Source organism: Agrobacterium sp. CG674 (genome assembly GCF_053521645.1).
In genome coordinates this window covers 658,708-685,665 of sequence record NZ_JBNWDZ010000002.1, presented here as the reverse complement: position 1 = coordinate 685,665, position 26,958 = coordinate 658,708, and the positions used below count along the sequence as shown (strand labels likewise).

Here is a 26,958-nt window from a genome sequence, read left to right as displayed (position 1 = left end):
CCTGCCTGTGGGCAGACAGAGGTCAGAAACTTTCCTTCAGCCATTGCCCGACACGGGCTATCCGGCCACCACCTGTTCCGAACGGCGAGAACATTCCGCTCTGCGCCGCGTGGATTTCTATGTCCGCGATCTGCGGATAAATCATCAGCCCGCAGGCTGTGGAAAAGGCCGGGCCTTTGGCCGCGACCGGCAGGCCGGACACGCCCATGGGGCGGCCGATGCGCACGTTGCGGGCAAGAATGCGCCGCGCCGTTTCCGGCAGGCCGGTCAGCTGACTGGCACCTCCGGTCAGAACCACACGCTTTCCAACAATCGGGGAGAAGCCCGATTTCTGAATACGATCGCGGATCAGCTCCAATGTTTCTTCAATGCGGGCCCGCACGATACGGCTGACAAGCGCGCGAGACACCTGGGAAGGCTGGTCGCGGTCATCTTCGCCAATCGGCGGAACAGCAATCATGTCACGGTCGTCGGAACCGTTGGCCAGTGCCGAACCGTGAACGACCTTCAGCCGCTCGGCATCTTCGATGCGTGTAGAAAGACCACGCGCCAGATCCGTGGTGACATGATGACCACCAAGACCAATGGCATCGGTGTGAACCAGACGACCCTCGGCAAAAACCGAAATAGTCGTCGTGCCGCCGCCCATATCGATGGCCGCGCAACCCAGCTCGACTTCATCATCCACCAGTGCCGCAAGGCCGCTGGCGTAAGGTGTGGCAACGATGCCCTCGACAGACAGGTGAGCGCGGTTGATGCACAGTTCGAGGTTCTTCAGCGCCGTGCGCTCAGCCGTCACCACATGCATGTCCACGCCCAGCATATCGCCATACATGGACAATGGGTCACGAATGCCGCGCTCTCCATCCAGCGAATAGCCTGTTGGCAGCGAGTGCAGAATGGCACGGTCCTGCCGCAGCGATTGCTGGCTGGCCGCAATCAGAACCTTGCGCAGATCGCCCGATTCCACTTCCTGGCCGCCCAGATCGATGCTGGCGGTGTAGATATCGCTGGCCAAACGGCCTGCGGAGACATTGACGATTAGGCTGTCCACCGTCAGGCCCGCCATGCGCTCGGCTGCATCGACAGCCAGACGAATGACGCCTTCCAGCGCATCCAGATCAGCAATCACGCCGGATTTCACACCGCGCGAACGCTGGTGGCCAATGCCGATGACTTCAACCTTGTGCGTGCGGCCCGGCAGCACTTCGGTTTCCTCACGCGGAGTGAGGCGACCAATCATGCAGACAACCTTGGTGGAGCCGATATCGAGAACCGAAACCACGTGACTGCGCTTAGAAGACAAAGGCTTCAACCGCGGAAGACCGAACTGGGAAGAACCAAAAAAGCTCATGTGTTCTTCTCCGCCAGTTTGATCGCCTTGGTGCGTGCTTCGACAGCCTTCTGACGACGCTCAGCCGCACCCTCAGTCAGCTGCACGGTCGTGCGGTCTGAAAGACGCAGATCGACAGCGGCAACATCCCGCGAGAGAACTTTTTCTTCCATGTCCATGCGGGCCAGAAGCTGCAGCGCCTTTGGCACGTTTTCTTCCGGCAGCTTGACGACGATACCGTTGTCCAGATGCAGATCCCAGCGACGACCGGCAATGCGAACATAGGCACGGACGCGGTTGCGAATTTCCGGCCAATCGGCCAGTTCTTCTACAAAGCCTGCGGCACCCGTTTCAGCATCACGACCCACAAACAGCGGCAAACCGGCATATTTGTTGTCACGCAGAGGCGCGATGACGCTGCCGCTCTTTTCGATGAGTGAAAGCTCAGAACCATGCTGCCAGATGCCGAAGGCTTCACGCTCCTTCAGGCGCACTTCGATGGTCTTGGGATAGATCTTGCGAACATCCACATCTTCCACCCAGGGCAGTTCCGTCAGCTTCTTGCGCGCAGCATTCACATCCAGCGCGATCAGCGACGTTGCGCCATCGAGGCCCAGAAGCTGGAACACATCGATTTCGGATGTCTGGATATTGCCGGATACCTTGACGTCTTCAATGGCGAAGCCAGCCGCAGATGTCGTTGCCTGCGTTACCACGTTCGTGTGGCCACCCAGCGACATGCCGTAAAGGCCAACGCTTGCGAAAAACAAAGCCGTAGCCAGCGTGCCGGTATGTGCGGGAATGTGGACGCGCCCTGTCGCCAGCGAAACGCCGAAGCGAAACGCTCTGCGCAACCGGCGCGGCAAGACCATCCGTTCATCACCGGAAGCAGCAGCGAATTGCTCGCGCTTTTTAACTGACGACTTTTTGCCTGCTATCGCGAACACGAAGCGTCCTCCACCATCCAGCGGACAAACTCGCCAAAGGAGCGTCCTGCATGAGCTGCCATTTCGGGCACGAGGGAGGTCGGCGTCATGCCCGGCTGAGTGTTAATCTCGAGCCAGATCAATTCACCTTCTTCTGAGAAACGGTCGTCGTAGCGGAAGTCGGAACGGCTTACGCCACGGCAGCCAATCACCTGATGCGCCATCACCGCCAATGATTGGATTTTTTGGTAAATTTTTGGTGAAATTTCCGCAGGAATGACATGCTTTGAGCCACCCTTCGCATATTTCGCGTCATAATCGTAAAAGGCGTGGCCCATAGGTACCACTTCGGTAACGGCCAAAGCCTCACCATTCATCACGCCGCAGGTGAACTCGCGACCGTGAATATAGCGCTCAACCATCACGGCATCACCGTAACGCCATTCGCTGGAACCGAGGATCTGTGGCGGGTGCGACTGGTCTTCCTTGACCATCACAACACCGAAGCTCGAACCTTCGCTAACGGGCTTGACGACATAGGGCGGCGCAAGCGGATGCTCGTTGCCGATGTCAAAACGGTTCATCACCTTCTCGACAGCAACAGGAATGCCCGCGGCAGCAGCAACCTTCTTGGCCTGCGATTTGTTCATCGCCAGCGAAGACGCCAGAACGCCGGAGTGTGTGTAGGGAATTTCAAGATATTCGAGAATGCCCTGAATGGTGCCATCTTCGCCGTAAGGGCCATGGAGCGCGTTGAACACGACGTCAGGGCGCAGCGCAGAAAGCGTCGCTGCAACATTCCGGTCCACGTCTACACGCGTAACCTTGTAGCCCTCGCCTTCCAGAGCTGTGGCGCAAGCCTCTCCCGATGAGAGGCTGACCGGCCGCTCTGAAGAAAACCCACCCATAAGAACAGCTACGTGTTTGCCGCTCATGAAACCCTCTGACACAAAAATCACCTGAACAAAAATTGCAGAACGTTAGCCAGCTCTGCGATTCTCTCGTCCGCTTCGTCACCAATCACTAAGCGCCATTAAGGTTAATGAAGTGTTTACTTTCGTTAACCGATGGCACCGATGACGTGATTTTTGTTAAAGAATCACTGATGGTGCGAATTCCTCCCTTGGAATCAGAGAGTTGCGGCCATTGCAAGATTCAGATTACCAGCTGGATAAAATAAAATGGCGGCATGCGCGCCAGCAATGGCCAGCAATAGCAAGGCCAAACAGTTAACGGCGCCGCGTTTTCCCCAGCCATTTCTGGCGAAAATCGGTGCAAAAACCGGCCCCGAAGAACTCCGCTGAGCGCGCCCGCGGCGCGAGCCAATATGAAACATTGCAGAAAATCGGGCTTTTTTTCGCAATATTGCGTCTGGATCGTTCCAAAGGACAAAAAATTGCGTTAACCCACCGCAATCCCTCCCAAGAGTGATAAGTGATACTTAACAACGGATTCAAAAAATGACCGACGCGATATCTCCCATATCGCCGCCCGCTGACAATGCGAACGATGTAAAGACAAATTCGCCTGCACGAGTTCTTACTGCCAGCGTGGTCGGCACGACCATCGAGTTCTTCGATTTCTACGTCTACGCGACCGCCGCTGTGCTCGTGTTCCCGACGTTGTTCTTCCCGAACAATGACCCGATGACAGCGCTTCTGGCGTCTTTCGCCACCTTCTCCATCGCCTTCTTCGCCCGCCCGCTGGGTGCCGTGGTCTTTGGCCATTACGGTGACCGCGTTGGCCGCAAGACGACACTTGTCGCCGCCCTTCTGACCATGGGCGTTTCCACCGTCATCATCGGCCTGCTGCCTTCTTACGAAACGGCTGGCGTTCTGGCGCCGCTGCTTCTGGCACTGTGCCGATTTGGTCAGGGCTTTGGCCTTGGTGGTGAATGGGGTGGCGCGGTTCTTCTGGCAACGGAAAACGCACCTCCTGGCAAGCGCAGCTGGTACGGCATGTTCCCGCAGCTGGGCGCTCCGCTCGGCCTCTTCCTGTCTTCGGGTGTGTTCTGGATCCTGCTTCACTTCATGTCTCAGGAAGCCCTGCTCAGCTGGGGCTGGCGCATTCCTTTCGTCGCCTCAATCATTCTGATTGCCGTTGGCCTGTGGGTTCGTCTTTCGATTACGGAAACACCTGCCTTCCAGAAAGCAATCGACAAGGATGAGCGCGTGGCCGTGCCTGTGGCGGAGCTTTTCCGCAACCACAAGCGCAGCCTGGCGCTTGGCACATTCGTGGCGCTTGCCACTTTCGTGCTGTTTTACATCGGCACTGCCTATCTTCTGTCCTACAACGTCAAGATCCTGAAAATCCCGTTCCTGGACGCACTCGAAGTCCAGATCGTCGGCTCGATCGTTTTCGGTATCTTCATTCCGTTCGCAGGTAAGCTTGCGGAGCGCTTCGGACGTCGTGAAATCCTCATCCTCACCACGGTGCTGATTGCAGGCTTCTCCTTCTTCCTGCCCGGTCTGATGAGCGGTGGTGAAGGCATGATCTTCCTGTTTGCTGCCCTTTCCATGGCGCTGATGGGCATGACCTATGGCCTGATCGGAACGGCACTCGCCGCCCCCTTCCCGACCTCGGTGCGCTACACCGGCTCATCCATCACCTTCAACATGGCCGGCATTTTCGGTGCGTCGCTCGCACCCTATATCGCCACATGGCTGCAGGTGAATTACGGCATGGCCTATGTCGGCTATTACCTCTGCGCCGCCGCCATCATCACGCTGGCCTGCATCCTGCTGTCGCGCAAGGATGAAGTCTAAAGGTTTGAATCAAACCCAAAGTAAACCCGCGAAGTCATTGGCTTCGCGGGTTTTTTTAGTGAATTCGCATCATTCAACGATGTGTGGCTGATCCCGCCGGGCGCGGTGCGCATAACTGATCCATATTGCCGACCAGACGCCAGCGCAAAGGAGTAGAGGCAGAATGTAGAGAAAGAAAAAGTCGCGGAATTCATGGAGGATATGTCCCGGACGAGAGGATCGCGCAGAGCGATAGCCTGCTATCGCTCGCGGTGTACGTACTTGTCGTATACCAGCCAGCAAAGGCCGGATCCCGTTACCAACCAGGGAAAAACGTACCAGAAAAACTCTTGAGAGTTCATGCCTTCAGACCTCCGAGGACGCGTCTTGCAATCAAATGTAATATAACAGCGCCCGAAATCCAACCGGCCATCACATAAACGTTCAAAATAGTCGCGGAAGTCGGTGTGAGTGACAATATCTGGCCCACCACACCGATCGCAAGGAACGCCGTCGAGAGGCGGTCCAGTGCATTTGCCAACAGTTTCCTGCGCTCGTTTGCGACAAGATCATGTCTACGACGATCCTGTTCGCTCACGCCGCCATCAGACATTACTGCGCGTGCCCAAGAAACGGCTCAACCTCACGACCCGGCATGAACAAGCCCAGACGCTTGATTTCCCATTCCAGGCGAATGCCGGAATGTTCGAATACGCGCTTGCGCACCGCTTCGCCCAGATATTCCAGATCATAGCCGGTCGCGTGGCCGGTATTGATCATGAAATTGCAGTGCAGCGAGGACATCTGCGCACCGCCGATGACCATGCCACGACCGCCCGCCTCATCGATGAGGCTCCAGGCCGAATGACCCTCAGGGTTCTTGAAGGTCGAACCACCCGTCTGTTCGCGGATCGGCTGAACCGTTTCGCGGTGAAGGCGCACGGCATCCATATCGGCGCGGATTTTGGCGCGGTCTTCCGGGTAGCCTTCAAACAGCGCACCGGTGAAGATCAGGTCCTTCGACGCTTCCGAATGACGATAGCTGTAACCCATATCGGCATTGGAAAGCACATGGCTGTTGCCTTGGCGGTCAACGGCATAAACCTCGATAACCCGCTCGCGCGTTTCGCCGCCATTGGCGCCCGCATTCATGCGAAGCGCACCGCCAATCGAGCCGGGAATGCCGTAATAGAAGTGGAAGCCACCGATGCCATTATCCATCGCCATGGCGGAAATATGCTTGTCCGGGCAGATCGCGCCAGCCTTGATGCGGTTCTCACCAGCCAGTTCAACCTGACCGAAGCCCTTGGCGGACAGGCGCACGACAACGCCCGGAATGCCGCCATCGCGCACCAGCAGGTTGGAACCCACGCCGACGACGGTTAGCGGCACATCTTCAGGCAGAATCTTGAGGAAAGCGATGAGGTCGTCCACGTCATGGGGTTGGAACATCAGTTCCGCCAAACCACCAGCACGAAACCACGTGACGCGGTCCATTGGCGAATCCGGTGTCAAACGTCCCCTGAGTTCATTCACGCCATTGCCGAGTCTCTCCAGCAACTTTACCCCATCCACCTGTCTCATGCAGACTTTCCTGAAATGCTATCCAATTCCGAGGGCAGCGCCGCCGCCCATTGCGTGATGTTGCCAGCCCCCAGAAGAACCACGAAGTCACCCGATTTCGCAATGCCTGCGACGGTCCTGGCCAGATCGTCGCGGGAGGAGAGATGGCGAGCATCGCGGTGGCCGGCAGCCTTTGCAGCTGTTACGAGCGCCTCGGAGTTCACACCCTCGATTGCATCTTCACCCGCCGCATAGACCGGGGCAAGGAGAATTGTGTCCGCATCGTTGAAACAATGTGCAAAATCTTCAAACAGGCTGGAAAGACGTGAATAACGGTGCGGCTGGTGCACCGCAATGATACGCCCGCTGCACGCCTCACGCGCCGCTTTCAGCACGGCTTTGATCTCAACCGGGTGATGACCGTAGTCATCGAACACCTGAATGCCGTTGGAAGAACCGGTTAGCGTGAACCGGCGCTTGACGCCACCAAAGGAGGCAAGGCCTTTCTTGATGTCTTCAACTGAAATGCCCAGACGGTTTGCCACCGCAATGGCCGCCGTTGCATTGGATACGTTATGGCGGCCCGGCATGGGCAGAACCAGATCGGTGAAGGTGAAGATCTTGCCCGTACGGCGACGACGGATTTCCACATCGAAAATCGACTTGGTGCCATCGATACGAACGTTGGAAAAGCGCACATCCGCCTGCGGGTTTTCGCCATAAGTGATGACCTTGCGGTCTTCGATCTTGCCCACCAGCGTCTGCACTTCCGGGTGGTCGATGCACAAAACGCCAAAGCCGTAAAACGGCACATTTTCCACGAACTGACGGAATGCGGCCCGAACCGCATCGAAGTTGCCGTAGTGATCGAGATGCTCGGGATCGATATTGGTCACGACAGCCACATCGGCGGGCAGCTTCAGGAAGGTGCCGTCGGACTCGTCGGCTTCCACCACCATCCACTCACCTGCACCCATGCGGGCATTGGTGCCGTAAGCATTGATGATGCCGCCATTGATGACGGTCGGATCCAAATTACCCGCGTCCAGAAGCGTGGCGACCATGGAGGTCGTTGTCGTCTTGCCGTGCGTTCCGCCGATGGCAATCGCGTTGCGAAAGCGCATGAGTTCGGCCAGCATCTCTGCACGGCGAACGATCGGCAGGGACTTTTCGCGTGCCGCGATCAGTTCCGGGTTGTTCTTCTTGATGGCGGTCGAGACCACGACAACTTCGGCATCGCCAAGGTTTCCAGCCGCCTGGCCAACGAAAACCTCGATGCCCTTGTCCCGCAGACGCTGCACATTGGCGCTGTCTGCCTGGTCGGAGCCCTGAACGCGGTGGCCGAGATTGTGCAACACCTCGGCAATGCCGCTCATGCCGATGCCGCCAATTCCGATAAAATGGACAAGACCTATGGCTTTCGGCATCTTCATGAATGCACTCCTTTGTTTTTTGTTTTGAATTGTGCGACCGGCACTCCACGCGCAATGGCTTCGACCAGATCAGCGAGAGCGCCAGCCGCATTCGGCTTGCCAGTTGCTTTCGCAGCCGCCGCCGTTTGCGCCAGACGATCAGGCTCGTTCATGGCCTCCAGCAGCAGCGAAGACAGCTTTTGCGGCGTAAGCTCGGATTGCTTGATGACGCTGGCACCACCTGCAGCCGAAAGGGCTGCGGCATTGGCGGCCTGGTCATGGTCTAGGGCATGCGGATAGGGAATCAGAACAGACGGACGACCGATGACCGAAAGCTCAGAGACTGTCGAAGCACCGGAACGGCTGATAACGAGATCGGAACCTGCAATGCGCTCTGCCATATCGCCAAAGAACGGCGAGACATCAGCGGCCACACCAAGCTTCTTGTAAGACGCTATGACACTGTCCTTGTCTTCCGGGCGCGCCTGTTGTGTCACGGAAACGCGGGCGCGAACCTCGTTCGGCAGCAGGCAGATTGCGGCGGGAACGGCAGCAGAGAAAAACTGCGCGCCTTGGCTTCCACCGAAGACCACAAGCTGGAACGGCTCACCCGCATGCGATGGCGTGTAGGCAACATCGGCGGCGGCCAGAACAGCGGGGCGAACGGGGTTGCCCGTCGCCACTGTCTTGGCGGCATATTCACCTTGCGTCTCAGGCAGAAAGCCGCCTGCTATCGCCTTCACTCGCTTGGCAAGCGCCTTGTTGGCGCGGCCCATGACGGCATTCTGCTCGTGGATCAGCGACGGCACACCAAGGCCCGTGGATGCCAGAAGCGGCGGCACGGTGGGATATCCCCCAAAGCCCACAACAGCCACCGGCTTCAACTTCGTGACCAGACGGCGCGCAGCACGAAGGCCTTTCCACAGGGTCAGCAACGCTTTCGCAACCGCTATGGGATTTTTCGAGCCGATGGTGGCGGATGGCACGACGTGAATCTCATCGGCTGGAAACTTGCCCGCATAACGCTCGGCACGGCTGTCCGTCACCAGATGCACGGCGTAACCGCGCGCCTTCAACTCATAGGCCAGCGCCTCGGCCGGAAACACATGGCCGCCGGTTCCCCCGGCGGCTAGCAGAACAATACCCTTGCTCATATTTTTACTCCGCAGGAAGGCCTGCATTGACCCGGAAGAAACTGCGCTCCTGCGCACGCTTTTCCGGGCGATGGCGGGTCAGCGCCAGCAGGAAACCCGCTGTCACGCAGATCGCCATCATGGACGAACCACCATAGGAAATCAGCGGCAGCGTCATGCCCTTGGCGGGCATGAGTTCCAGATTAACGCCGATATTGATCATGGACTGCATGCCAAGCTGTAGCACCAGACCAGCAACCGCAAAGCGGACGAAATCATCCTTTTCCTTGAAAGCGTGGCTGAGGCCCCGCAATACGATGAAGGCAAAGATCGCAACCAGCAGCATGCAGAACAGAATGCCGAATTCTTCGGCGGCCACGGAAAAGATGAAGTCGGTGTGGCTGTCGGGAATGATGCGCTTGACGATGCCCTCGCCCGGACCCTGACCGAACCAGTTGCCACGAATGATGGCCTCGCGGGCGGTATCGACCTGAAACGTATCGCCCTCACCCGTCCAGAACCGGTCTATACGACCGGCCACGTGCGGCAGCATGAGATAGGCGGTGATGATGCCACCCACACCAAGGCCACCCAGCATGATGATCCAGAACCACGGAATACCCGCCATAAAGAACATGCCACCCCAGACGACCGACGTCAGAATGGTCTGGCCGAAGTCTGGTTGGGCAATCAGGAGGGCCGCGACAATACCAAAGGTGATGATGGCAAAGAGATTGCCGGGAATTTCAGGATGGCGGGCGCGTTCGGCAAAAAGCCAGGCGCAAACGATCACGAAGGCGGGCTTCATGAATTCGGATGGCTGGATGGAGAAGGTGCCAACCGAAATCCAGCGACGCGCACCCTTGACCTCAATGCCGAAAAACAGCGCAAAGATCATCATCAGCAGTGATGAAATCAATATGATAACCGCCACGCGGCGCACCTGCCGCGGAGACAGAAAGGAAAGCCCGAGCATGATGGCCACAGATGGCACCATGAACATGGCCTGACGCTCCACGAAGAAGAAGCTGTTGAGGCCGATGCGCTCCGCAACCGCAGGAGACGCGGCAAAGGATAGCATCAACCCGATACCCATCAGCGCGATGAACGCGGTGAGGAAAAAACGGTCGATGGTCCAGAACCATTCCGCAACCGGCCCACGGTCTATACGGCTTACCATCTCGTCAGCCTTCCTTTTTCAACCCAATCAGCATCGTCACACCTTCAAGTGCTGCGACATGCGAGACGAACGAATCACCACGTATTTCAAAGTTCTTATATTGGTCGAAGCTTGCGCAAGCCGGTGATAACATCACGACATTGCCTTCGCGGCCATCGCTCTGCGCATCGGCTGCAGCATGTTCAACTGCCTTTTCCAGCGTTCCGGCAATCTCGTAGGGCACAGCCTCACCCAGCGTAGCGGCAAATTCGGCAGCCGCTTCGCCAATCAGATAGGCCTTGGCAATGTGCGAAAACAGCGGCGAAAGGCTGGAAATGCCACCCGCTTTCGGCAGGCCACCGGCAATCCAATAGATGCGATCATAGCTGGAAAGTGCGGGCGCTGCGGCCTCCGCATTGGTCGCCTTGCTGTCATTGACGAAGGTGACATTGCCGCGACGACCCACCGGCTGCATGCGGTGCTTGAGGCCGGGGAAGGATGTAAGCCCTGCCTTCACCTCATCCACCGAGACACCCAAGGCAATGCAGGCCGCAATGGCGGCTGCCGCGTTCTGGGCATTGTGGCTGCCCCGCAGCGTCGGAATGCCCTCCAGATCGGCCAGCAGTGAAGACGTGCCGCCTTTGGCCTTCATGATCCGGCTGCCCTCGGCATAAAGACCATTGGCCACAACATTACGCTTTGAAATGCGGGAAACCTTGACGCCAGCGCGCTCGATGCGGTCAGCAATCAATGTGCAATAGCTGTCATCGACGCCCACAACAGCCGTATCACTGCCCGCGACCAACCGTTCCTTGATATCGGCATAATGCTGCATCGTGCCGTGACGATCCAGATGGTCAGGCGTCAGGTTGAGCAGAATGCCAGCACTCGGGTTCAGCGTCGGCGCAAGATCGATCTGGTAGGACGAGCATTCGACCACGTAGAACCGCTCAGCCTTCGGTGGCTCGAGGCTGAGGATCGCCGTGCCGATATTGCCGCCAAGCTGCGTATCGCGGCCAGATGCTGTCAGGATGTGAGCAATCAGTGCCGTGGTGGTAGATTTGCCGTTGGTGCCGGTAATGGCAATGAACGGGCAACCCGGCGCATGCGCACGGCGCTCGCGCACGAAAAGTTCAATATCGCCGATCACCTCAACGCCAGCGGCACGGGCCAGATCGACAGACCAATGCGGTTTGGGATGCGTCAGCGGCACACCGGGCGCCAGAACGAGCGCTGAAAGCTTTGACCAATCCAACCCGCGAAGATCCGCCGTTGGAATGCCTTCGTCCTGCGCTTTCGCGACACTTCCGGGATTATCGTCAAAGGCCGTCACCCTGGCACCGCCAGTCACCAGCGCCCGCGCGGTCACAAGGCCCGAGCCACCGAGACCGAAGAGCGCAACGTTTTGACCGGCAAGCGAGGTGACAGGGATCATCAGATTATCTCAGTTTCAGAGTGGCAAGGCCCAGCATGGCAAGACCGACGGAGATGATCCAGAACCGGATCACGACCTGGCTTTCCGTCCAGCCCTTCTTTTCGAAATGGTGGTGGATGGGCGCCATCAGGAATACGCGTCTACCGGTGCGCTTGAACCAGAACACCTGAATGATGACCGACAGCGTTTCCATGACGAAGAGGCCACCGACGATGATCATGACGATCTCGTGCTTGACGGCGACCGCGATGGAGCCAATCAGGCCGCCGAGCGCCAACGAACCAGTATCGCCCATGAAGATGGCGGCAGGCGGCGCGTTGAACCACAGAAAACCAAGACCGCCACCGATGACGGCACCGACGATAACCGCAAGCTCACCCGTGCCGGGAACGAAATTGATCTGGAGATAATTGGCGAAAATGGCATTGCCGACCAGATAGGCGATCACGCCGAAGGTCGCCGCCGCAATCATCACCGGCACGATAGCAAGGCCATCGAGACCATCGGTCAGGTTCACCGCATTGCCCGCGCCAACGATGACGAAGGCACCGAACAACACAAAGAAGTAGCCGAGATTGACCACGAAATCCTTGAAGAAGGGAAAGGCAATTGAGCTGCCAAGCGTCCCGCCATGTGGCGCGGTGGCCAGCGCCACCTTCATCATGAAGAACACGGCAATGGCTGCGATGACGAATTCGATGCCCAGACGCGCCTTGCCGGAAAAGCCCTTGTCGCTCTGCTTGGTGACTTTCAGATAGTCATCGTAAAAGCCGATGGCACCAAAGCCAAGCGTCACCATCAGCACGGAAACGACGTATACGTTGGACAGATCGCCCCACAGCAGCGATCCGCCGAGAATACCCGCAAGGATCATCAACCCGCCCATGGTCGGCGTACCCGCCTTCTTGAAGTGGGTCTGCGGTCCATCGGCGCGAATAGGCTGACCCTTGCCCTGGCGAATGCGCAGGGAATTGATGATGGCGGGGCCAAAAAGGAAGACGATGAGGGCAGAGGTAAACAGTGCCGCACCGGCCCGGAACGTAATGTACCGGAACAGATTGAAGATTTGGACGTGGTCCGACAGTTCAACGAGCCAGATCAGCATGTTTGCCCTTTCAAAAGGCCGATTGAAGCGGCGGGCAGATAGGTTAAGCCGCCACCGCTCCATGTTTTTGTTTCAGAAGATCTCAAGGAAGGATGCCTGTGCATCCCGGCCCCTCAATGCTCTCTATGTTTGGCGTTCCGTCTCGGGGAATGCAGGATACTTGTCAAGAAGTGCCGTTACGATCTTGCCAAAACCAATGCCCAGTGATGATTTTATCATCAAGACATCGCCCGGCTGCACCCATTTCAGCACGAATTCATTCAGTTCTGCGGTTGTGGGGAACCATGCAACATTGACGCTTTCCGGCAAGGCATCGCGAAGCGAAGCCATCGACTCACCCGCAAGCCAGACATGCTCGATGCCAGCCGATAGAAGCGGGCCGGACAATTCCTCATGCACCTGCGCCGAGAACTCGCCCATCTCCAGCATGTCGCCCAAAATAGCGACGCGCCGTCCGCTGCCCTTCACTTCAGCCGCAGCCAGAAGCGCAATCGCGGCACGCATGGAGGCCGGGTTGGCATTGTAGCTTTCATCGATCAGCAGGAACGAACCCTCACCGACAGACAGACGGTGGCGTTGCCCCCTGCCCTTAACGGCCTCAAGTGTTCCAAGTGCTGCAAAGGCCTTGTCGAGATCAGCGCCTGTCACAGCAACCGTGCCCAATGCAGCCATGGCGTTTTCGGCAATGTGGCGACCAGCCGCACCGATGTGCAACTCGCTGGTCTCGCCGTTTATGATGGTCCAGATGGTCGAACCGTCAGGTGTGTTTTCAAAATCGGCAAGGCGGAAATCGGCCTTGGCGTGCTGCCCGAAGGTCAGGACATGCTCGATGCCAGCATCGAAAGCCGCGCGCTCCAGCTGCTCGAACTGCTCATTGTCGCGGTTGAGAATAACGGCTCCGCCCGGCAACACACCGTCGAAGATTTCCGCCTTGGCAGCGGCAATCTCTTCCAGATCTTTGAAGTTGCCCAGATGGGCAGCGGCAATGGTGGTGATGATGGCCAGATGCGGCTTGACCTGTTTGACCAGCGGGCTGATCTCACCGACGTGGTTCATGCCAACTTCGAAAATGCCGAATTCCGTATCGGCAGGCATGCGCGCCAGCGTAAGTGGCACGCCCCAATGGTTGTTGAACGAGGACACCGCCGCATGAACCCGGCCCGATGGGGCCAGCACCTGCCGCAGCATTTCCTTGGTCGTCGTCTTGCCCACTGAACCGGTAATCGCGATGATACGCGCCGATGTCCGTGCTCTGGCGGCAATACCCAGCTTGACCATGGCGGCAAGAACATCTTCCACCACGATCATCGGCACCGTCAGCCGCCCAAGGGCGGGCAGCTTGGATTCGGACACCACCAGAAGTCCCGCGCCATTAGCAACGGCAAAGCTTGCATAATCATGGCCGTCCACCCGGTCGCCCTTGATGGCGAAGAAGGCTTCGCCCGCCTGCACCGTGCGGCTATCGATGGAAATGCCTGTGATGCCTTGCGGCAGGTTGCCCACCGGACGGCCTGCCATAACGGCGACCAAATCCGGGACTGTCCATAACCAGTTCAAATCTTCAATCCTTCCAGCGCAGTTCGCACCTGTTCATGGTCTGAAAATGGCAGCGTTACGCCACCAACAATCTGACCCTCCTCATGCCCCTTGCCCGCTACGATCAAAGTATCGCCATGTCCCAAAAGCGAAACGGCATGGCTGATCGCCTTGGCGCGATCACCGATTTCAAGAGCACCGGGCGCCGCAGCCATGATTTCGGAGCGGATAGTCTGCGGCTCTTCCGAGCGCGGATTGTCATCCGTCACGATGACGATATCGGAAAGCCGCGTCGCGACTTCGCCCATGATGGGGCGCTTGCCCTTGTCACGATCCCCACCGCAACCGAAAACGGTAATGATGCGGCCCGATGTAAAGGGCCGCACGGATGTCAGCACATTTTCCAGCGCATCCGGCTTGTGGGCATAGTCCACATAGGCCAGCGCACCGTTTTTCGTCTGGCCGATCAACTCAAGACGGCCAGCGGCACCCACCAGCTTTTCCAGCGCCTTCAGCGCCACCGCTGCCGGAACGCCGGTGGAAATCGCAAGACCTGCGGATACCAGCGCATTGGCCACCTGGAAATCACCAGCCAAGGGAATATCGACCTCGTAAATCTTGCCCTGATGATGCACTTCGATCATCTGCTTGTGGCGGAAATGCTCGACGCGCTTCAGCGCCAGATAATCGCCCTTGCGGCCAACGGTGCGCACCTCATGGCCTGCTTCGCTCGCGGCCTTGATAGCGCGGTCCGACCACGGATCATCCGCATAGATCACAACAGGCGAACCCTTCGGAAGCAGCGTATCGAACAGCCGCATCTTGGCGTCCATGTAGTCTTCCATCGTAGGATGGTAGTCCATGTGGTCACGGCCAAGATTGGTGAAGGCAGCAGCAGCCAGCTTCACGCCATCCAGACGGCGCTGGTCGAGACCGTGGCTGGACGCTTCCATCGCCGCATGGGTCACGCCTTCAGATGCAAGCTCGGCAAGAAGCGCATGCAGAGAAACGGGATCAGGCGTGGTCAGAGAACCATAGTCTTCGCGACCCGGCGCAATCACACCCGTGGTGCCAATCTGCGCCGCGGCATGGCCAGCAATCGCCCATATCTGGCGTGTGAAGGATGCAACTGAGGTCTTGCCCGCAGTGCCGGTCACGGCCACCATGGTTTCGGGCTGTTTACCGTAAAAACGGGCGGCGGCAAGGGAGAGAAAACGGCGCGGATCAGAGACAACGAGAACCGGCACGCCAGCATCGATGGCATGGCTGGAAACAACCGCAACCGCACCCTTTGCCACGGCATCCGCCACATATGTGCTGCCATCGGCCTTGGTGCCTGCCACCGCTACGAACAGCGATCCCGGCGCAGCCTTGCGGCTATCTGCCGTAATCCCGGTAATATCCAGCGCGCCGGCATCAGTGCCAAGCAATTCATTCAGTTCCGGGAACTCAGTCCCGGAGAGATCTCGCAAATTCATCGATGTGTCCGTCTTGTCCCCCCGGCGCGATTCGCCGGTCCGTCATAAGCTGTACCAATCAATAAGACACCAGCAAGGCCGAACCGTCCTTGCCGAACTTGGGTTTCACGCCAAGAATGGCTGCCGAGCGGGTAATGATGTCATGCACCATAGGTGCGGCAGAAGAACCGGCCAGTGCTGCGCCATTGCCTTTGTCCGTCTTCGGCTCGTCAATGAAGGACAGAACAACATATTCCGGCTTGTCCATCGGGAAGGCCGAGAGGAAGGCGTTGAAGTTCTTGTCGTGCACGTAACGACCATTGACGACCTTGTCGGCTGTGCCGGTCTTGCCGCCAACATTGAAGCCTTCAACGCGCGCATTGCGGCCAGAACCGTTCACGCCGTTCCATTCGAACAGAAAGCGCATGTCCTTGCTGGCACCGGGCTGCAACACCTGCTTTGCCACTTGATCCGCCTGCCCGACCGTGCGTGGCAGGAAAGTCGGCTCGATAAGCTTACCGCCATTCACCAGCGCTGCACCGGCAATCGCCGTCTGCAACGGGGTGGTAGAGACGCCGTGACCGAAAGAAATGGTCACCGAGTTGATCTTTTTCCACACACGCGGCTGCGATGGCATTGCCACCTCAGGCAGTTCCGTCTGCATCTTGGTCAACAGGCCAAGCCGCGTCAGAAATTCCTTGTGGCCTTCAATGCCAACCGTGTCGGCAATCTTTGCCGTACCGATGTTGGATGAATACTGGAAGATTTCAGGAACAGAAAGAACGCGGCCCTTGCCGTGGAAGTCCTTGATGGTGAAGCCGCCAATGCGGATCGGCGCACGCGCATCGAATGTATCGTTGATGTGGACCTTGCCGGAATCCAGACCCATGGCAATGGTGAAGGATTTGAAGGTGGAGCCCATCTCGAACGTTCCGTTCGACATGCGGTTCAGCCAGCCCTCTTTCGCACCTTCGGCAGGGTTGTTGGGATCGTAATCCGGCAGAGATGCCATGGCGAGAATTTCGCCGGTGTGGACATTGATTACAACGGCACCGGCGCCAATCGCCTGGAACTTCTGGATGGCGGAGGCCACCACTTCACGCACAATGGCCTGAACCCGCAGATCGATCGAAAGCTTAACCGGCTCAAGCGGCTGGTCAGACGTCATGCCGAGCGCCGTCAGGTCGGCCAGACCCTGGCTGTCAAGATAGCGCTCCATGCCGGCAACGCCGCGGTTGTCGATATTAACGTGACCGACGACATGCGCAGCCGTCGAGCCACCGGGATAGAAGCGGCGCTTTTCAGGACGAAAACCGATGCCGGGAATGCCGAGCGCAAGAATCTGGCTCTGCTGCTTCGGCGTCAGCTGGCGGCGCAGCCATTGGAAACGTGATTCGGATTTCAGCTTCTGGTAGGTGCCACGCGTATCGAGATCGGGCAGAACCGTTTGCAGCTTCTCAATCGCTTCATCGACATCGACGATGCGGTGTGGCTCGGCAAACAGCGAAACAGTCCTGATATCGGTGGCCAGAACTTCGCCATTGCGGTCCAGAAGGTCGGGACGAGATGCCATCAACCGGTCTGCGGGCGCAATGCTGGAAACGGTTTCCGGCTGCGTCAGTCCATATTGAATCAACCGCCCGCCAACGACACCATAAAATGCGATAAAACCGAAGATAAGCAGACCAACACGGGTCTTGGCCTGGGTGGCACGGCGTTTGCGCGCACCTTCAAAGGCAGCATGGTCGGCAAAGCCACTGGTGCTTGCGGAAAAATGAGCCCTGCTTTTCAGAACCATGACGCGAGACAGAAAAGACATCAGTCCACCGATCCAGTTATCGTTTCATCCATGTCACCGGTTTCGTCACCCTGCTGGGCGCGCGCCACCGGCATGGGCTGCGCTGACCGCGCAACCTTTGCGCGTGGCTGCGGAACAGGCACCCCACCACTCACCGCGATTTGACCTGCGGGCGGTGATTTGGGTTTTACACCACCCAATGTTGCGCCAGGCTTGGAGCCACTCATGGCGGCTGCAATTACATCTTCCACGCTCATGCCCACCGGCTCGGGCGGCTGCGGCAATTGCGAGCGCAGCATCGGCAATTCCTTGGGCTGGGAAAGCTGGTTCGGCATTGTCGGTGCCAGCGCCAGATCGCCCTGATAGGCGTTGACCAGCCGGTGCAGACGGTTCGGCTGCGTCAGCAGCGCCCAGTCGGCACGCAGAAGGTCAATCGTGTCCTTCTCCAGCTTGATCTCGGCTTCCAGCTTGCGCACGGAATCCAGCTTCAAATCGGCCTGATGCTTGATCGAATAGGTCACGACAGCCGCAGCCACCATCACACCCATCAGAACGAAGTCGAAGGTTCTGAGCATATCAACCTCCCATCTTTGCAAGACTTGCGAGATCGGGCAGATCGAAGATCGAAAGATCGGCAGGCCGGGCGGCAGCGTTCGTGCGAACACCGGCGCGCAGCTTGGCGGAACGAGCCCGCGGATTGATCTCTGCCTCCTCGTCGCTCGCCGCAATCATCGACTTGCCCACGGCATCGAAAATCGCAGGCGTGTCCGCCACCATCGGCATGTGACGGGAGCCCGCCGCACGACCGGAACGATCCGCGAAATACTTTTTGACGATGCGGTCTTCCAGCGAATGGAAGGTCACGATGACAAGCCGGCCGCCCGGCTTCACCGCACGCTCGGCTGCAAACAGCGCCTGCGCCAACTCGCCCAACTCGTCATTGACGAAGACGCGAAGCGCCTGAAACACGCGCGTTGCAGGGTGGATTTTGTCCTTGGCCTTGCGAGGGGTCACGATTTCAATCAACCCGGCCAGATCGCGAGTGGTGCGGAACGGCTCCTCGGCACGCTTCTTCTCAATGGCGCGGGCAATACGTCCCGGCTGCTTTTCTTCACCCAGAAAACCGAAAATACGGATGAGGTCCGAAACCTTTGCGCGATTCACCACATCGGCGGCCGAAACGCCTGACGCGGACATGCGCATGTCGAGCGGCCCGTTTCTCTGGAACGAGAAGCCGCGCTCGGCCTCATCGATCTGCATGGAAGACACGCCGATATCGAGCACCAGACCATCGAGGCCACCGGCAGGCACATGGGCGGAGAGATTGGAAAACTGAGACTGGATGAGCGTGAGGCGTCCGCCATTGGCTGCAACCATGCCCTGCCCGCCTTCGATAGCATTGGGGTCACGGTCGAGTGCGATCACATCAGCACCCTGATCGAGAATGGCCTGCGTGTATCCGCCTGCACCAAAGGTGCCATCGAGAATGATTTTGCCGGGCGCTGGCTCAAGCGCGCCTAGGACTTCATGGAGAAGAACCGGAATGTGGCGAACCGGTCCGCCACCGGCTTCAGAAGATCGTCCGCCAGAATTCGCCGCCATTCCGTTTCCCCGTCCTATCCGGGGCGAACAGCGGTAAAGCCGCGCCCCGATCTTGCTGCCTTCTGCGCCTCGTAAAACGCGTCCGGCTGCCACAACTGAAAATGATCCGCCCGACCGACAAAGGTAACTTCCGCGCTGATGCCAGTGAATTCCCGAATGAAATCCGTGACCATCAGACGCCCTTCGCCGTCCAGCTTCATGAAAACGCCGCCACCGTGAACCAGCAGCGACATCGCGTTCGCTTCCGGCGAGAACGCATCCATGGAAGCGATCTGCCGTTCGTATCGTTCCAGCAAGTCCGGACCGCCCACGCTGATGGCCGGAAATGCAAAATCCTGGAGACAATAAAGCTCCTGAATGCCCCGCTCCGCCAGCACCGAACGAAACAGCGACGGAACCGAAACGCGCCCCTTGGCGTCGATTCTGTTCGTCACGTTCGATAAAAAGCGACCCATTTTTAAACTCGCCAAAACCGCCGAATGCAGGGCATGAACCCGCCTCGACAGGCAACACCGTTACGCACGACACATCGCTGACCGGCAGGACATAATGCCCATCGGACCCTTGCAGGCCTCTCCGTCTCATTGATTGCGGGTCAAAAACACGACCCTTTGTGGTGTGCATTTGGGATATCATGGGACACTTTGGGCGTCAATGGGAGAAGCCAGCGGGATGCTGCCTTCGGATCGAACATTCATATCCCGTTAAGATTAACGAATGGTTTACCGTGTCCATTCAAGCACTTGGCGCGCGGCCACCAGAAACCGCCCATCAAAACTTGCTTTATCAGCAATTTCAAATACTTAACCGCGCGCGCCGAGCGCGCACCAAGGGCCTGATTTAAAAAAGGAAATTTGCCAGTTGGCCTGTAAGCCGGGTTCTGTATGGCCCCGGTTTGACCCGGAACGTGGCAGCCATTCATCTGGGACGGCATTTGCACACCGCCTCTTGCAACCCACCCGGATGACTCGCCCAAAAACCGGCTGTAGGTCCGCTTGCGCGCACCCCACGTCATCCCTATTCGGTCTTGCTCCCGGTGGGGTTTACCATGCCACCCCTGTTACCAGCGGCGCGGTGGGCTCTTACCCCACCCTTTCACCCTTACCATCTGATAGATGGCGGTCTACTCTCTGCGGCACTTTCCCTAGGGTCGCCCCCGCCGGACGTTATCCGGCACCGTGTCTTTGTGGAGCCCGGACTTTCCTCACCCTACCGTCTTTCGACATTGGTAAAGCGCGGCTGCCCGGCCAACTGGCACCGGCTCCTTAGACGGGTTCCACGGCGAATGCCAACAGAAAATCGGCCACAGGCAAATTACATCGAGAAAACCGGCTTGAAATCCGCATCATAGCCTTCATCACCAATCGCGCCGTCCACGATCAGCTTTGCACCCAGCCGCCCGATTTCATCACAGCTTTTGGCCGCCGCGCCGCAGCCTCCGGTCAGCACGGCAATATTGGGCGAGCTCGTATAGCCGATGGCAGGAAACCCACTCGGCGTATAGGATGTGACGCAAGCCGCCATGGATATGCGCGCGCGGTCAATGGATGGGATCAGCGTTTCAATAATACCTGAAAAATCATCGCGAACACTGGCATTCCCGCCAGAGCGGAACCAGTCGCGGATCTCCTGGTCGCTTGCCAGCGGCACATCCACCGGCTCACCGCCGATCTTGAGATAGAATTTCCCATCGGGATAGCGCACCGGCGGCAAAAGATAGATGTGTTTGCTGGCATCGGCAGGCTCATAGATCAGCGATGGCATGCCGGCGTAAAGATGCAGCTGGTCTTCCGGAATTTCGAAGAAGGCAACGGTGCGGGCATAAACCTCCATTTGAAGCGTCTGCGGCAAAAGCCCCTCGGCAATGGAAAAACCACCCGCCGCGACCAACACTTTCTCTGCCGTGTAGCTATCGCCCGAAGCGGTCGTTATCGTCGCAATGCCGCCGTCTTCGCGCACGCTGACGACGGTATCATCGATGCGCGTCACACCGCGCTTTTGTCCAATCGCGATCTGCGCCCGCACCAGTTCACGCGGATTGACGAAACCAGCATCGTTCCTCTCGAACACGCCTTCGCATCCACTCTCGAAGGAAAAGTAGGGGAACCGCTGCGCAAGTGCTGCATCGTCGAGCACATCAGTCTCGACACCCAACGTGTCAGCGGCTGCACATACATTCTCGATATAGGCAAAGCCCGTGCCCCGCGCCTTGCCGACGATGAGGCAACCGACCTCCCCGTAGAACTCAACGCCACTCTCACGCTCGATCTCGCCATAGCGCGCAATAGAACGGTTGGCGAGCCGCGCCCAATCCGCATTGCTATCGATCGTGCGGGTTATCCGCGCCGCATCATAATGGCTGGCAAAAACACCGTCGTGGTTCTTGATGTCATGTGGCTCGCCGGGACCGATCAATGCGACGCTATCGGAACTTTCAGCCAGATGCCTGGCAGCAGATGCCCCCATCATGCCCGCACCCACCACGATATATTGGAACGTCTTCATTCTCTCAGCCTCAGCTAAAAACCGGTGTCATGTGAGCGGCAAAATCGCTTTCCGTCAATTGCCCGTCCAGCAAAAGCACCGCACCCAACCGCCCGATTTCATCGGACGATTTCGCCGCGACAAAGTTGCCACCGGTCAGCACGGCGATGTTGGAAGACTGCGTATAGCCAATATAGGGATATCCCGTGCGGGTAATGGAGGCGACGCAGGAGCCTGACGTCACGGGGCAACCTTCAAGCCCCGGCATCAGCTCAATGGCGCGTTTCACCAGAAATGCCACTTCGCTTTCCGTCCCATCGGAATGGAACCATGACACCGCCTGAGCACGAGTCTCCAGCCTGCCCTTCTCGCTCTCCCCGCCAATTTTCAGGTAAACCTTGCCATCGGGATATTGCACCGGCGGCAGGATATAGACGATGTCATCAGCATTTTCCGCCAGCACGATGGTGGAAGGCATGGCGGCAAAGTCCCGCTGCTTTTCCTCATCCAGCTCGAAAAACGCAATCGTCCGGCCCGTCGCGGCCATATCGACTGTCGAAGGCAGAAGATCAGCCATATTCGTGAACCCGCCCGCCGCGACAATCACCTTGTCCGCCGTGTAGCGCTGGCCCGCATCCGTCACCACCTCGACACCGGAGGCAGTGTCCGTAATCCGCACCGCCGTCTCGCGGATCAGCTTTGCTCCCTTTTGCTCGGCAATGGCGATCTGCGCCTTCACCAGCGCACGCGGATTGACGTAACCGGCATTGCGCGCCTCGAACCAGCCATGGTGATCGTCAGGCAAATCAAACATCGGAAAGCGTGCGTTGAGGCCGGATGTGTCCAGCACATCAATTCCACTATTTACAGCCGGGCGCGCGGCCATGGCGGCGGTCACGTAGTCACCGCCCAGCCCCTTGCCATTACCGGCAAACAGGCAACCCGCCTCGTGATAAAACCGGATGCCGCTCTCTGCTTCAATCTGCGCATAGCGCTCGATGGAGCGTTTCGCCAGTTCCGCCCAGACGGGATCGCCATCGAACCCGCGTGTGATTCTAGCTTGGTCATAATGGCTGGAAAACACGCCCTCATGGCTCTTGCGGTCCACGGGCTCGGCAGGGCCAATCAGCGCCACACCGTCAGTCGCGCCTGAAAGGTGGCGCGCCGCAGCAGCCCCCATCATGCCTGCACCGACGACGATATATTTGAAATCCGGCATGATCTGCTCCCGCAATGCTATGCCTCTGCCTAGCAAAGTCAGGCCGCGTGCAAAAGCGGCAAATCGGCCATCAGCCCTGCAACAGCGCCTGCACCTTGCCGCAATATTGTTTGGAAACCGGGTTCATGCGCTTTGCGGCGTGGCCCGCATTGTAGCGCAAAATCGTATCGCAGACCTGCCCGCCGCCCAGTTGATGCGCCATGGCCAGATATTGCATGCCCCAGCGAATATTGGTCTCGGGATCATAGAGCGCGTTGGTCGTGCCGCGATAACCGATCATGCGCGCCGTGGCTGGCTTGATCTGCATCAGCCCCACCTCTCCGGCACTGCCCCTCGCCCTGGGATTAAACTTGCTTTCGACGGATACTACCGCATGGGCCAGATTGGTCGGCACCCCATAGCGCGTGGCATATTTTACGATCAGTTCGGAATAGCCATTGTGCAGCTTTTGCGGAAGAGCCCTTTCGGGAATGGGATAACCCGGCTTGCGAATGAAGGTTTCCAGCGTGACGGTCTTGGTTTTAACCCCTTCTTCGGCAAAAGCGGGACCACTCTGTGCGGCAAGCATAACAAGGCAAGCCGAAACAGCAATATAGGCAATTCTCATGGGTATGAAACGTCTCCGGGCTGAAGACCGCGAACGGCAGCGTTAATGCGCGCCACATGGGAAGGTCATCGGGACAATCCGTCGCAGGTCTTCATCATTGATACTGGCAATGACCGTTTCAAAATGAAACAGATCATCGGTTGATGAGGTGCATTAAGTGAATCAATGAGGATATACTGTGGCAACACGCAAAAAACCGCGTCACGCATCCGTGTAGGGAGGCCGCCATTCAATCAGACGCCGCTAAACCTTGGCAGCGCCGATATCAGCCGGTGCAACGTGTCGATGGTCGAAAAATCTGCGATACCATCCACCAGAAACGGCCTGAAATGCCGCTGGAAAGCCGCAACAACGCCCTCTGTTTTTTCGCAATAAATGCCCGTTATTTCAACGCCGTAACCATAGAGAGACAGCATCGACTGAAGGGCCTCGACCGGCTGTCCGCTATCGCCGCGCTGGAAAAACCGTCCGCCACCAATGGGTGCCGCCTCAACCCAGTGCCCGACGCCATGCTGCGACAGAGTATCCCATGGGAACTTCTCACCCGGATCGATCTTGCGCACCGGCGCGATATCGGAATGTCCCAGCACCTTTTCAGGCGCAATGGACCACCGTTGCGCACAATCCCGACACAATTGGATAACAGCCTCGATCTGCGCATCGGGAAAGTCAGGTAACCCAGCCGGATGCCCAGCATTGGCAATCTCGATACCAATCGAGCGCGAATTGATATCGACGGCACCATCCCAGAAGCTTTTTCCGGCGTGCCATGCGCGCTGGCTCTCAGGAACGAGCTGCAAGATCCGCCCGTCTTCGAAAACGAAGTAATGGCTGGAAACCTGGCTCTCTTCATTGCACAGCCAGGAAAGCGCGCTATCGGCGGTGCCCATGCCTGTGTAGTGAAGAATGATCATGTCTGGGCCGGCAACACCAACCCGCTCGCCATGGTTGGGCGAAGGCGCGACAAGCGCACCGGCATAATCGGCTGTGAATTCACTCATGCGACGCGGCGTTCTTTCTCGATGGCCGCATAGGCGGCATTCAGAGCCGCCATGCGCTCATTGGCCGCTGCATGCAGTTCCATGGGAACGCCACGCGCAATCAGCTTGTCCGGGTGATGTTCGGCCACCAGCGAACGGTAGCGCTTGCGAATATCCAGAAAATCATCGGCAGGCGAAACGCCGAGAACACGATAGGGGTCGCGTCCATCCATATGCACATGCCGCGCCATGATGGTTTCGAAATGATCATCCGTGATTCGGAAGATTTCAGCGATGCGACCCAGAAACGCCATTTCACGCTCATGGATCAAACCATCCGCCTTGGCGATATGGAACAGACCATCAATCACGCTTTCCAGCATTTCGCAATTCTGCTCGCCAGAACCGCAAAGACCGGACAGGCGCTCGGCATAGGCCTCGTAACCAGCCACGTCCTGCCGCGCCAAATTATAAAGTCGGGCAACGTTCTGCGCTTCTTCTTCGGGAAAGTCGAAAATCTGGCGAAAAGCCTTCACTTCCGCATCATTCACCATGCCATCTGCCTTGGCCATCTTGGCAGAGAGCGCAATGATCGCAATGGAGAATGACACCTGCCGACGCGTCTCGGGATCGCCTTCAAAAACGGTCCTGACGGCCTCTATCACACGGCCAAGCACGTTGCCCGCCGCATCGCCAATTGCGCCGAGCAGTCGTTCCCAAAGCGAAGTCAGTTGCAAACAGGCGAAATCGTACATCATGAGTGCGATCATACGATGCCGCCGCATGAATGCAATATACATAAAGGTCGCACGTCATTAACTTTTATTCATCTTCAGATCACCATTTTCTGGCTCACTGAGACGCTCTGCGACGGCCACCGCCACTGTTTTCCACAGGCTGGCATCTTGCCTTCGCAGCAGTCAGCCAATTGAAACGATTATATCGGCCACTGCGCTCAAGGGGTTCGAAAATTGCCTCGAAATGCCCGATTTTCTTGAGAAATTCACTTTACATGCCCCATTGGCTGCTCCATCCATTTGCCCCAGCGGATCTTTGGCGAGATCGTTTGAACAAACACGAAGGAGTGCCACGATGGCCAAACAGAAAGTTGCAATGTTGACCGCAGGCGGTCTTGCACCATGCCTCTCCTCTGCCGTGGGCGGCCTGATCGAGCGTTACAGCGACATCGCCCCTGACATCGATATCGTGGCTTATCGCTCCGGCTATCAGGGCGTTCTGCTTGGCGATAGCGTCGAAATCACCAGCAGCATGCGCGAAAAAGCGCATCTTCTGCACCGCTATGGCGGCTCGCCCATCGGCAACAGCCGCGTGAAATTGACCAATGCCGCAGATTGCGCCAAGCGCGGCCTCGTCAAGGAAGGCGAAAATCCGCTGGCAGTTGCCGCAGATCGCCTGGCAAAAGATGGCGTCACAATTCTCCACACCATCGGTGGCGATGACACCAACACCACAGCGGCCGATCTCGCAGCCTATCTGGGCGCCAATGGCTATGACCTTACCGTCGTCGGCTTGCCCAAGACGGTGGATAACGACGTCGTTCCCATCAAACAGTCGCTGGGCGCATGGACAGCAGCTGAAGTCGGCGCGAATTTCTTCGATAATGTCAGCAATGAACAGAGTGCTGCGCCCAAGACCTTCGTCATTCACGAAGTCATGGGCCGCCACTGCGGTTGGCTCACGGCAGCAACCGCGCGTGCCTATATTCAGAAGACCAGCGGCAATGAATATGTCGAGGGCCTGCTGATGGGCGAGCAGTTGAAAAGCATTGATGGCCTCTATCTGCCGGAAATGGCCTTCGATATCGAGGCCGAGGCCGAGCGCCTCAAGAAGACAATGGAAAAGACCGGATTCGTCACGCTCTTCGTGTCGGAAGGCGCTGGACTTGATTCGATTGTTGCCGAGCGCGAAGCGTCAGGGGAAACCGTCAAGCGCGATGCTTTCGGCCACGTCAAGATTGACACCATCAATGTCGGCGGCTGGTTCCAGAAGCAGTTTGCGGGCCTCATCGGCGCAGAACGCACCATGGTGCAGAAGTCTGGTTACTACGCCCGCTCCGCCCCTGCCAACGGTCAGGACCTTCGCCTCATCCAGAGCATGGTTGATCTGGCCGTCGAAAGCGCACTGAACAAGGTATCCGGCGTCACCGGTCATGATGAGGATCAGGGCGGCAAGCTGCGCACCATCGAGTTTCCGCGCATCAAGGGCGGCAAGCACTTCGATCTGTCCACGCAATGGTTCGACGAAGTCATGAACCACATCGGCCAGCCCTATAAGGCAGCCTGAGCATAAAAGCGCCTCTTTGCGCCACATGATGCGGCAAACCGCACAGTGTGGCGCAAACACACCGCTCTGACGTTATGAACCTTCAGACCCATAAATCCGTTTCGGTTTCTGGGGCAATGCTGTAGGTTAACATAAAATACGTGCAGGGAGGGCAAGGAGGA

General features: G+C 57.9%; 23 protein-coding genes and 1 other RNA gene. 2 read left to right on the top strand and 22 right to left on the bottom strand.

The features are described from left to right. Positions 1-22: 22 nt before the first annotated feature. Genes ftsA through ACQZ51_RS08400 form a run of 3 tightly spaced genes read right to left on the bottom strand, consistent with a single transcriptional unit; the run spans position 23 to position 3,194 of the window. A complete protein-coding gene (gene ftsA / locus ACQZ51_RS08410) occupies positions 23-1,354 on the bottom strand; it encodes a cell division protein FtsA (RefSeq protein ID WP_448776387.1) in 1,332 nt (443 codons plus the stop codon). Further along, entirely contained in the window at positions 1,351-2,280 is a 930-nt protein-coding gene (locus ACQZ51_RS08405; protein WP_052496720.1) for a cell division protein FtsQ/DivIB, read from the bottom strand. The genes ftsA and ACQZ51_RS08405 overlap by 4 nt, the downstream gene beginning before the upstream one ends. After that, the gene (locus ACQZ51_RS08400) at positions 2,268-3,194 is read right to left on the bottom strand and encodes a D-alanine--D-alanine ligase (RefSeq protein WP_448776386.1); all 927 of its coding nucleotides are present in this window, start codon (positions 3,192-3,194) and stop codon (positions 2,268-2,270) included. Before ACQZ51_RS08400 ends, ACQZ51_RS08405 begins: the two co-directional genes overlap by 13 nt. 525 nt (positions 3,195-3,719) lie before the next feature. Between ACQZ51_RS08400 and ACQZ51_RS08395 the strand changes: the two genes are divergently transcribed. Beyond that, positions 3,720-5,024, top strand: a complete 1,305-nt coding sequence (locus ACQZ51_RS08395) for an MFS transporter (protein ID WP_448776385.1) — start codon at positions 3,720-3,722, stop codon at positions 5,022-5,024. A gap of 337 nt (positions 5,025-5,361) precedes the next feature. Here the strand turns inward: ACQZ51_RS08395 and ACQZ51_RS08390 are convergent, their stop codons facing one another. The 19 genes from ACQZ51_RS08390 to ACQZ51_RS08300 form a co-directional block, all read right to left on the bottom strand. Continuing rightward, on the bottom strand, positions 5,362-5,616 hold the full coding sequence (locus ACQZ51_RS08390) for a hypothetical protein (protein ID WP_243255523.1): 255 nt from the start codon (positions 5,614-5,616) through the stop codon (positions 5,362-5,364). Beyond that, complete coding sequence (gene murB, locus ACQZ51_RS08385) at positions 5,616-6,587, bottom strand: UDP-N-acetylmuramate dehydrogenase (protein WP_448776384.1); 972 nt, start codon at positions 6,585-6,587, stop codon at positions 5,616-5,618. The genes ACQZ51_RS08390 and murB overlap by 1 nt, the downstream gene beginning before the upstream one ends. Then, positions 6,584-7,999 carry a UDP-N-acetylmuramate--L-alanine ligase gene (gene murC / locus ACQZ51_RS08380; protein ID WP_448776383.1) on the bottom strand — a complete coding sequence of 472 codons (1,416 nt, stop codon included), beginning with the start codon at positions 7,997-7,999 and terminating at the stop codon, positions 6,584-6,586. Before murC ends, murB begins: the two co-directional genes overlap by 4 nt. Next, the gene (gene murG, locus ACQZ51_RS08375; protein WP_448776382.1) at positions 7,996-9,132 is read right to left on the bottom strand and encodes an undecaprenyldiphospho-muramoylpentapeptide beta-N-acetylglucosaminyltransferase; all 1,137 of its coding nucleotides are present in this window, start codon (positions 9,130-9,132) and stop codon (positions 7,996-7,998) included. Before murG ends, murC begins: the two co-directional genes overlap by 4 nt. A gap of 4 nt (positions 9,133-9,136) precedes the next feature. Continuing rightward, a complete protein-coding gene (gene ftsW, locus ACQZ51_RS08370; RefSeq protein WP_448776381.1) occupies positions 9,137-10,291 on the bottom strand; it encodes a putative lipid II flippase FtsW in 1,155 nt (384 codons plus the stop codon). A gap of 4 nt (positions 10,292-10,295) precedes the next feature. Then, positions 10,296-11,705, bottom strand: a complete 1,410-nt coding sequence (gene murD / locus ACQZ51_RS08365) for a UDP-N-acetylmuramoyl-L-alanine--D-glutamate ligase (RefSeq protein ID WP_448776380.1) — start codon at positions 11,703-11,705, stop codon at positions 10,296-10,298. Positions 11,706-11,709: 4 nt separating this feature from the next. Then, positions 11,710-12,810: a phospho-N-acetylmuramoyl-pentapeptide-transferase gene (gene mraY, locus ACQZ51_RS08360; RefSeq protein WP_042617741.1), complete on the bottom strand. Its 1,101-nt coding sequence runs from the start codon at positions 12,808-12,810 to the stop codon at positions 11,710-11,712. A 123-nt stretch (positions 12,811-12,933) separates the two neighbouring features. Then, complete coding sequence (locus ACQZ51_RS08355) at positions 12,934-14,367, bottom strand: UDP-N-acetylmuramoylalanyl-D-glutamyl-2,6-diaminopimelate--D-alanyl-D-alanine ligase (protein ID WP_448776379.1); 1,434 nt, start codon at positions 14,365-14,367, stop codon at positions 12,934-12,936. Then, positions 14,364-15,824 carry a UDP-N-acetylmuramoyl-L-alanyl-D-glutamate--2,6-diaminopimelate ligase gene (locus tag ACQZ51_RS08350; RefSeq protein WP_448776378.1) on the bottom strand — a complete coding sequence of 487 codons (1,461 nt, stop codon included), beginning with the start codon at positions 15,822-15,824 and terminating at the stop codon, positions 14,364-14,366. Before ACQZ51_RS08350 ends, ACQZ51_RS08355 begins: the two co-directional genes overlap by 4 nt. Positions 15,825-15,882: 58 nt before the next feature. Further along, positions 15,883-17,622, bottom strand: coding sequence for a peptidoglycan D,D-transpeptidase FtsI family protein (locus ACQZ51_RS08345; RefSeq protein WP_042617208.1), 1,740 nt, complete (start codon positions 17,620-17,622; stop codon positions 15,883-15,885). Beyond that, positions 17,622-18,176 (bottom strand): cell division protein FtsL, encoded by a 555-nt coding sequence (gene ftsL, locus ACQZ51_RS08340; RefSeq protein ID WP_042617209.1) that lies wholly within the window; start codon positions 18,174-18,176, stop codon positions 17,622-17,624. Before ftsL ends, ACQZ51_RS08345 begins: the two co-directional genes overlap by 1 nt. A 1-nt stretch (position 18,177) precedes the next feature. Then, the gene (gene rsmH / locus ACQZ51_RS08335) at positions 18,178-19,203 is read right to left on the bottom strand and encodes a 16S rRNA (cytosine(1402)-N(4))-methyltransferase RsmH (protein ID WP_192064114.1); all 1,026 of its coding nucleotides are present in this window, start codon (positions 19,201-19,203) and stop codon (positions 18,178-18,180) included. A gap of 14 nt (positions 19,204-19,217) precedes the next feature. Next, positions 19,218-19,658, bottom strand: coding sequence for a division/cell wall cluster transcriptional repressor MraZ (mraZ, locus tag ACQZ51_RS08330; protein ID WP_448776377.1), 441 nt, complete (start codon positions 19,656-19,658; stop codon positions 19,218-19,220). A 398-nt stretch (positions 19,659-20,056) separates the two neighbouring features. Beyond that, positions 20,057-20,458: RNase P RNA component class A (rnpB, locus tag ACQZ51_RS08325), an RNA gene on the bottom strand. A 59-nt stretch (positions 20,459-20,517) separates the two neighbouring features. After that, complete coding sequence (locus ACQZ51_RS08320; protein WP_448776376.1) at positions 20,518-21,708, bottom strand: NAD(P)/FAD-dependent oxidoreductase; 1,191 nt, start codon at positions 21,706-21,708, stop codon at positions 20,518-20,520. Between the two features lie 10 nt (positions 21,709-21,718). Next, a complete protein-coding gene (locus ACQZ51_RS08315; RefSeq protein WP_448776375.1) occupies positions 21,719-22,906 on the bottom strand; it encodes an NAD(P)/FAD-dependent oxidoreductase in 1,188 nt (395 codons plus the stop codon). Positions 22,907-22,976: 70 nt separating this feature from the next. Next, positions 22,977-23,513 carry a lytic transglycosylase domain-containing protein gene (locus ACQZ51_RS08310; protein ID WP_448776374.1) on the bottom strand — a complete coding sequence of 179 codons (537 nt, stop codon included), beginning with the start codon at positions 23,511-23,513 and terminating at the stop codon, positions 22,977-22,979. Between the two features lie 233 nt (positions 23,514-23,746). Continuing rightward, positions 23,747-24,514: an N-acetylmuramoyl-L-alanine amidase gene (locus ACQZ51_RS08305; RefSeq protein WP_448776373.1), complete on the bottom strand. Its 768-nt coding sequence runs from the start codon at positions 24,512-24,514 to the stop codon at positions 23,747-23,749. Next, on the bottom strand, positions 24,511-25,251 hold the full coding sequence (locus ACQZ51_RS08300; protein ID WP_448776638.1) for a TerB family tellurite resistance protein: 741 nt from the start codon (positions 25,249-25,251) through the stop codon (positions 24,511-24,513). The genes ACQZ51_RS08305 and ACQZ51_RS08300 overlap by 4 nt, the downstream gene beginning before the upstream one ends. 334 nt (positions 25,252-25,585) lie before the next feature. Between ACQZ51_RS08300 and ACQZ51_RS08295 the strand changes: the two genes are divergently transcribed. After that, positions 25,586-26,797, top strand: coding sequence for a pyrophosphate--fructose-6-phosphate 1-phosphotransferase (locus ACQZ51_RS08295; protein ID WP_448776372.1), 1,212 nt, complete (start codon positions 25,586-25,588; stop codon positions 26,795-26,797). Positions 26,798-26,958: the final 161 nt, after the last annotated feature.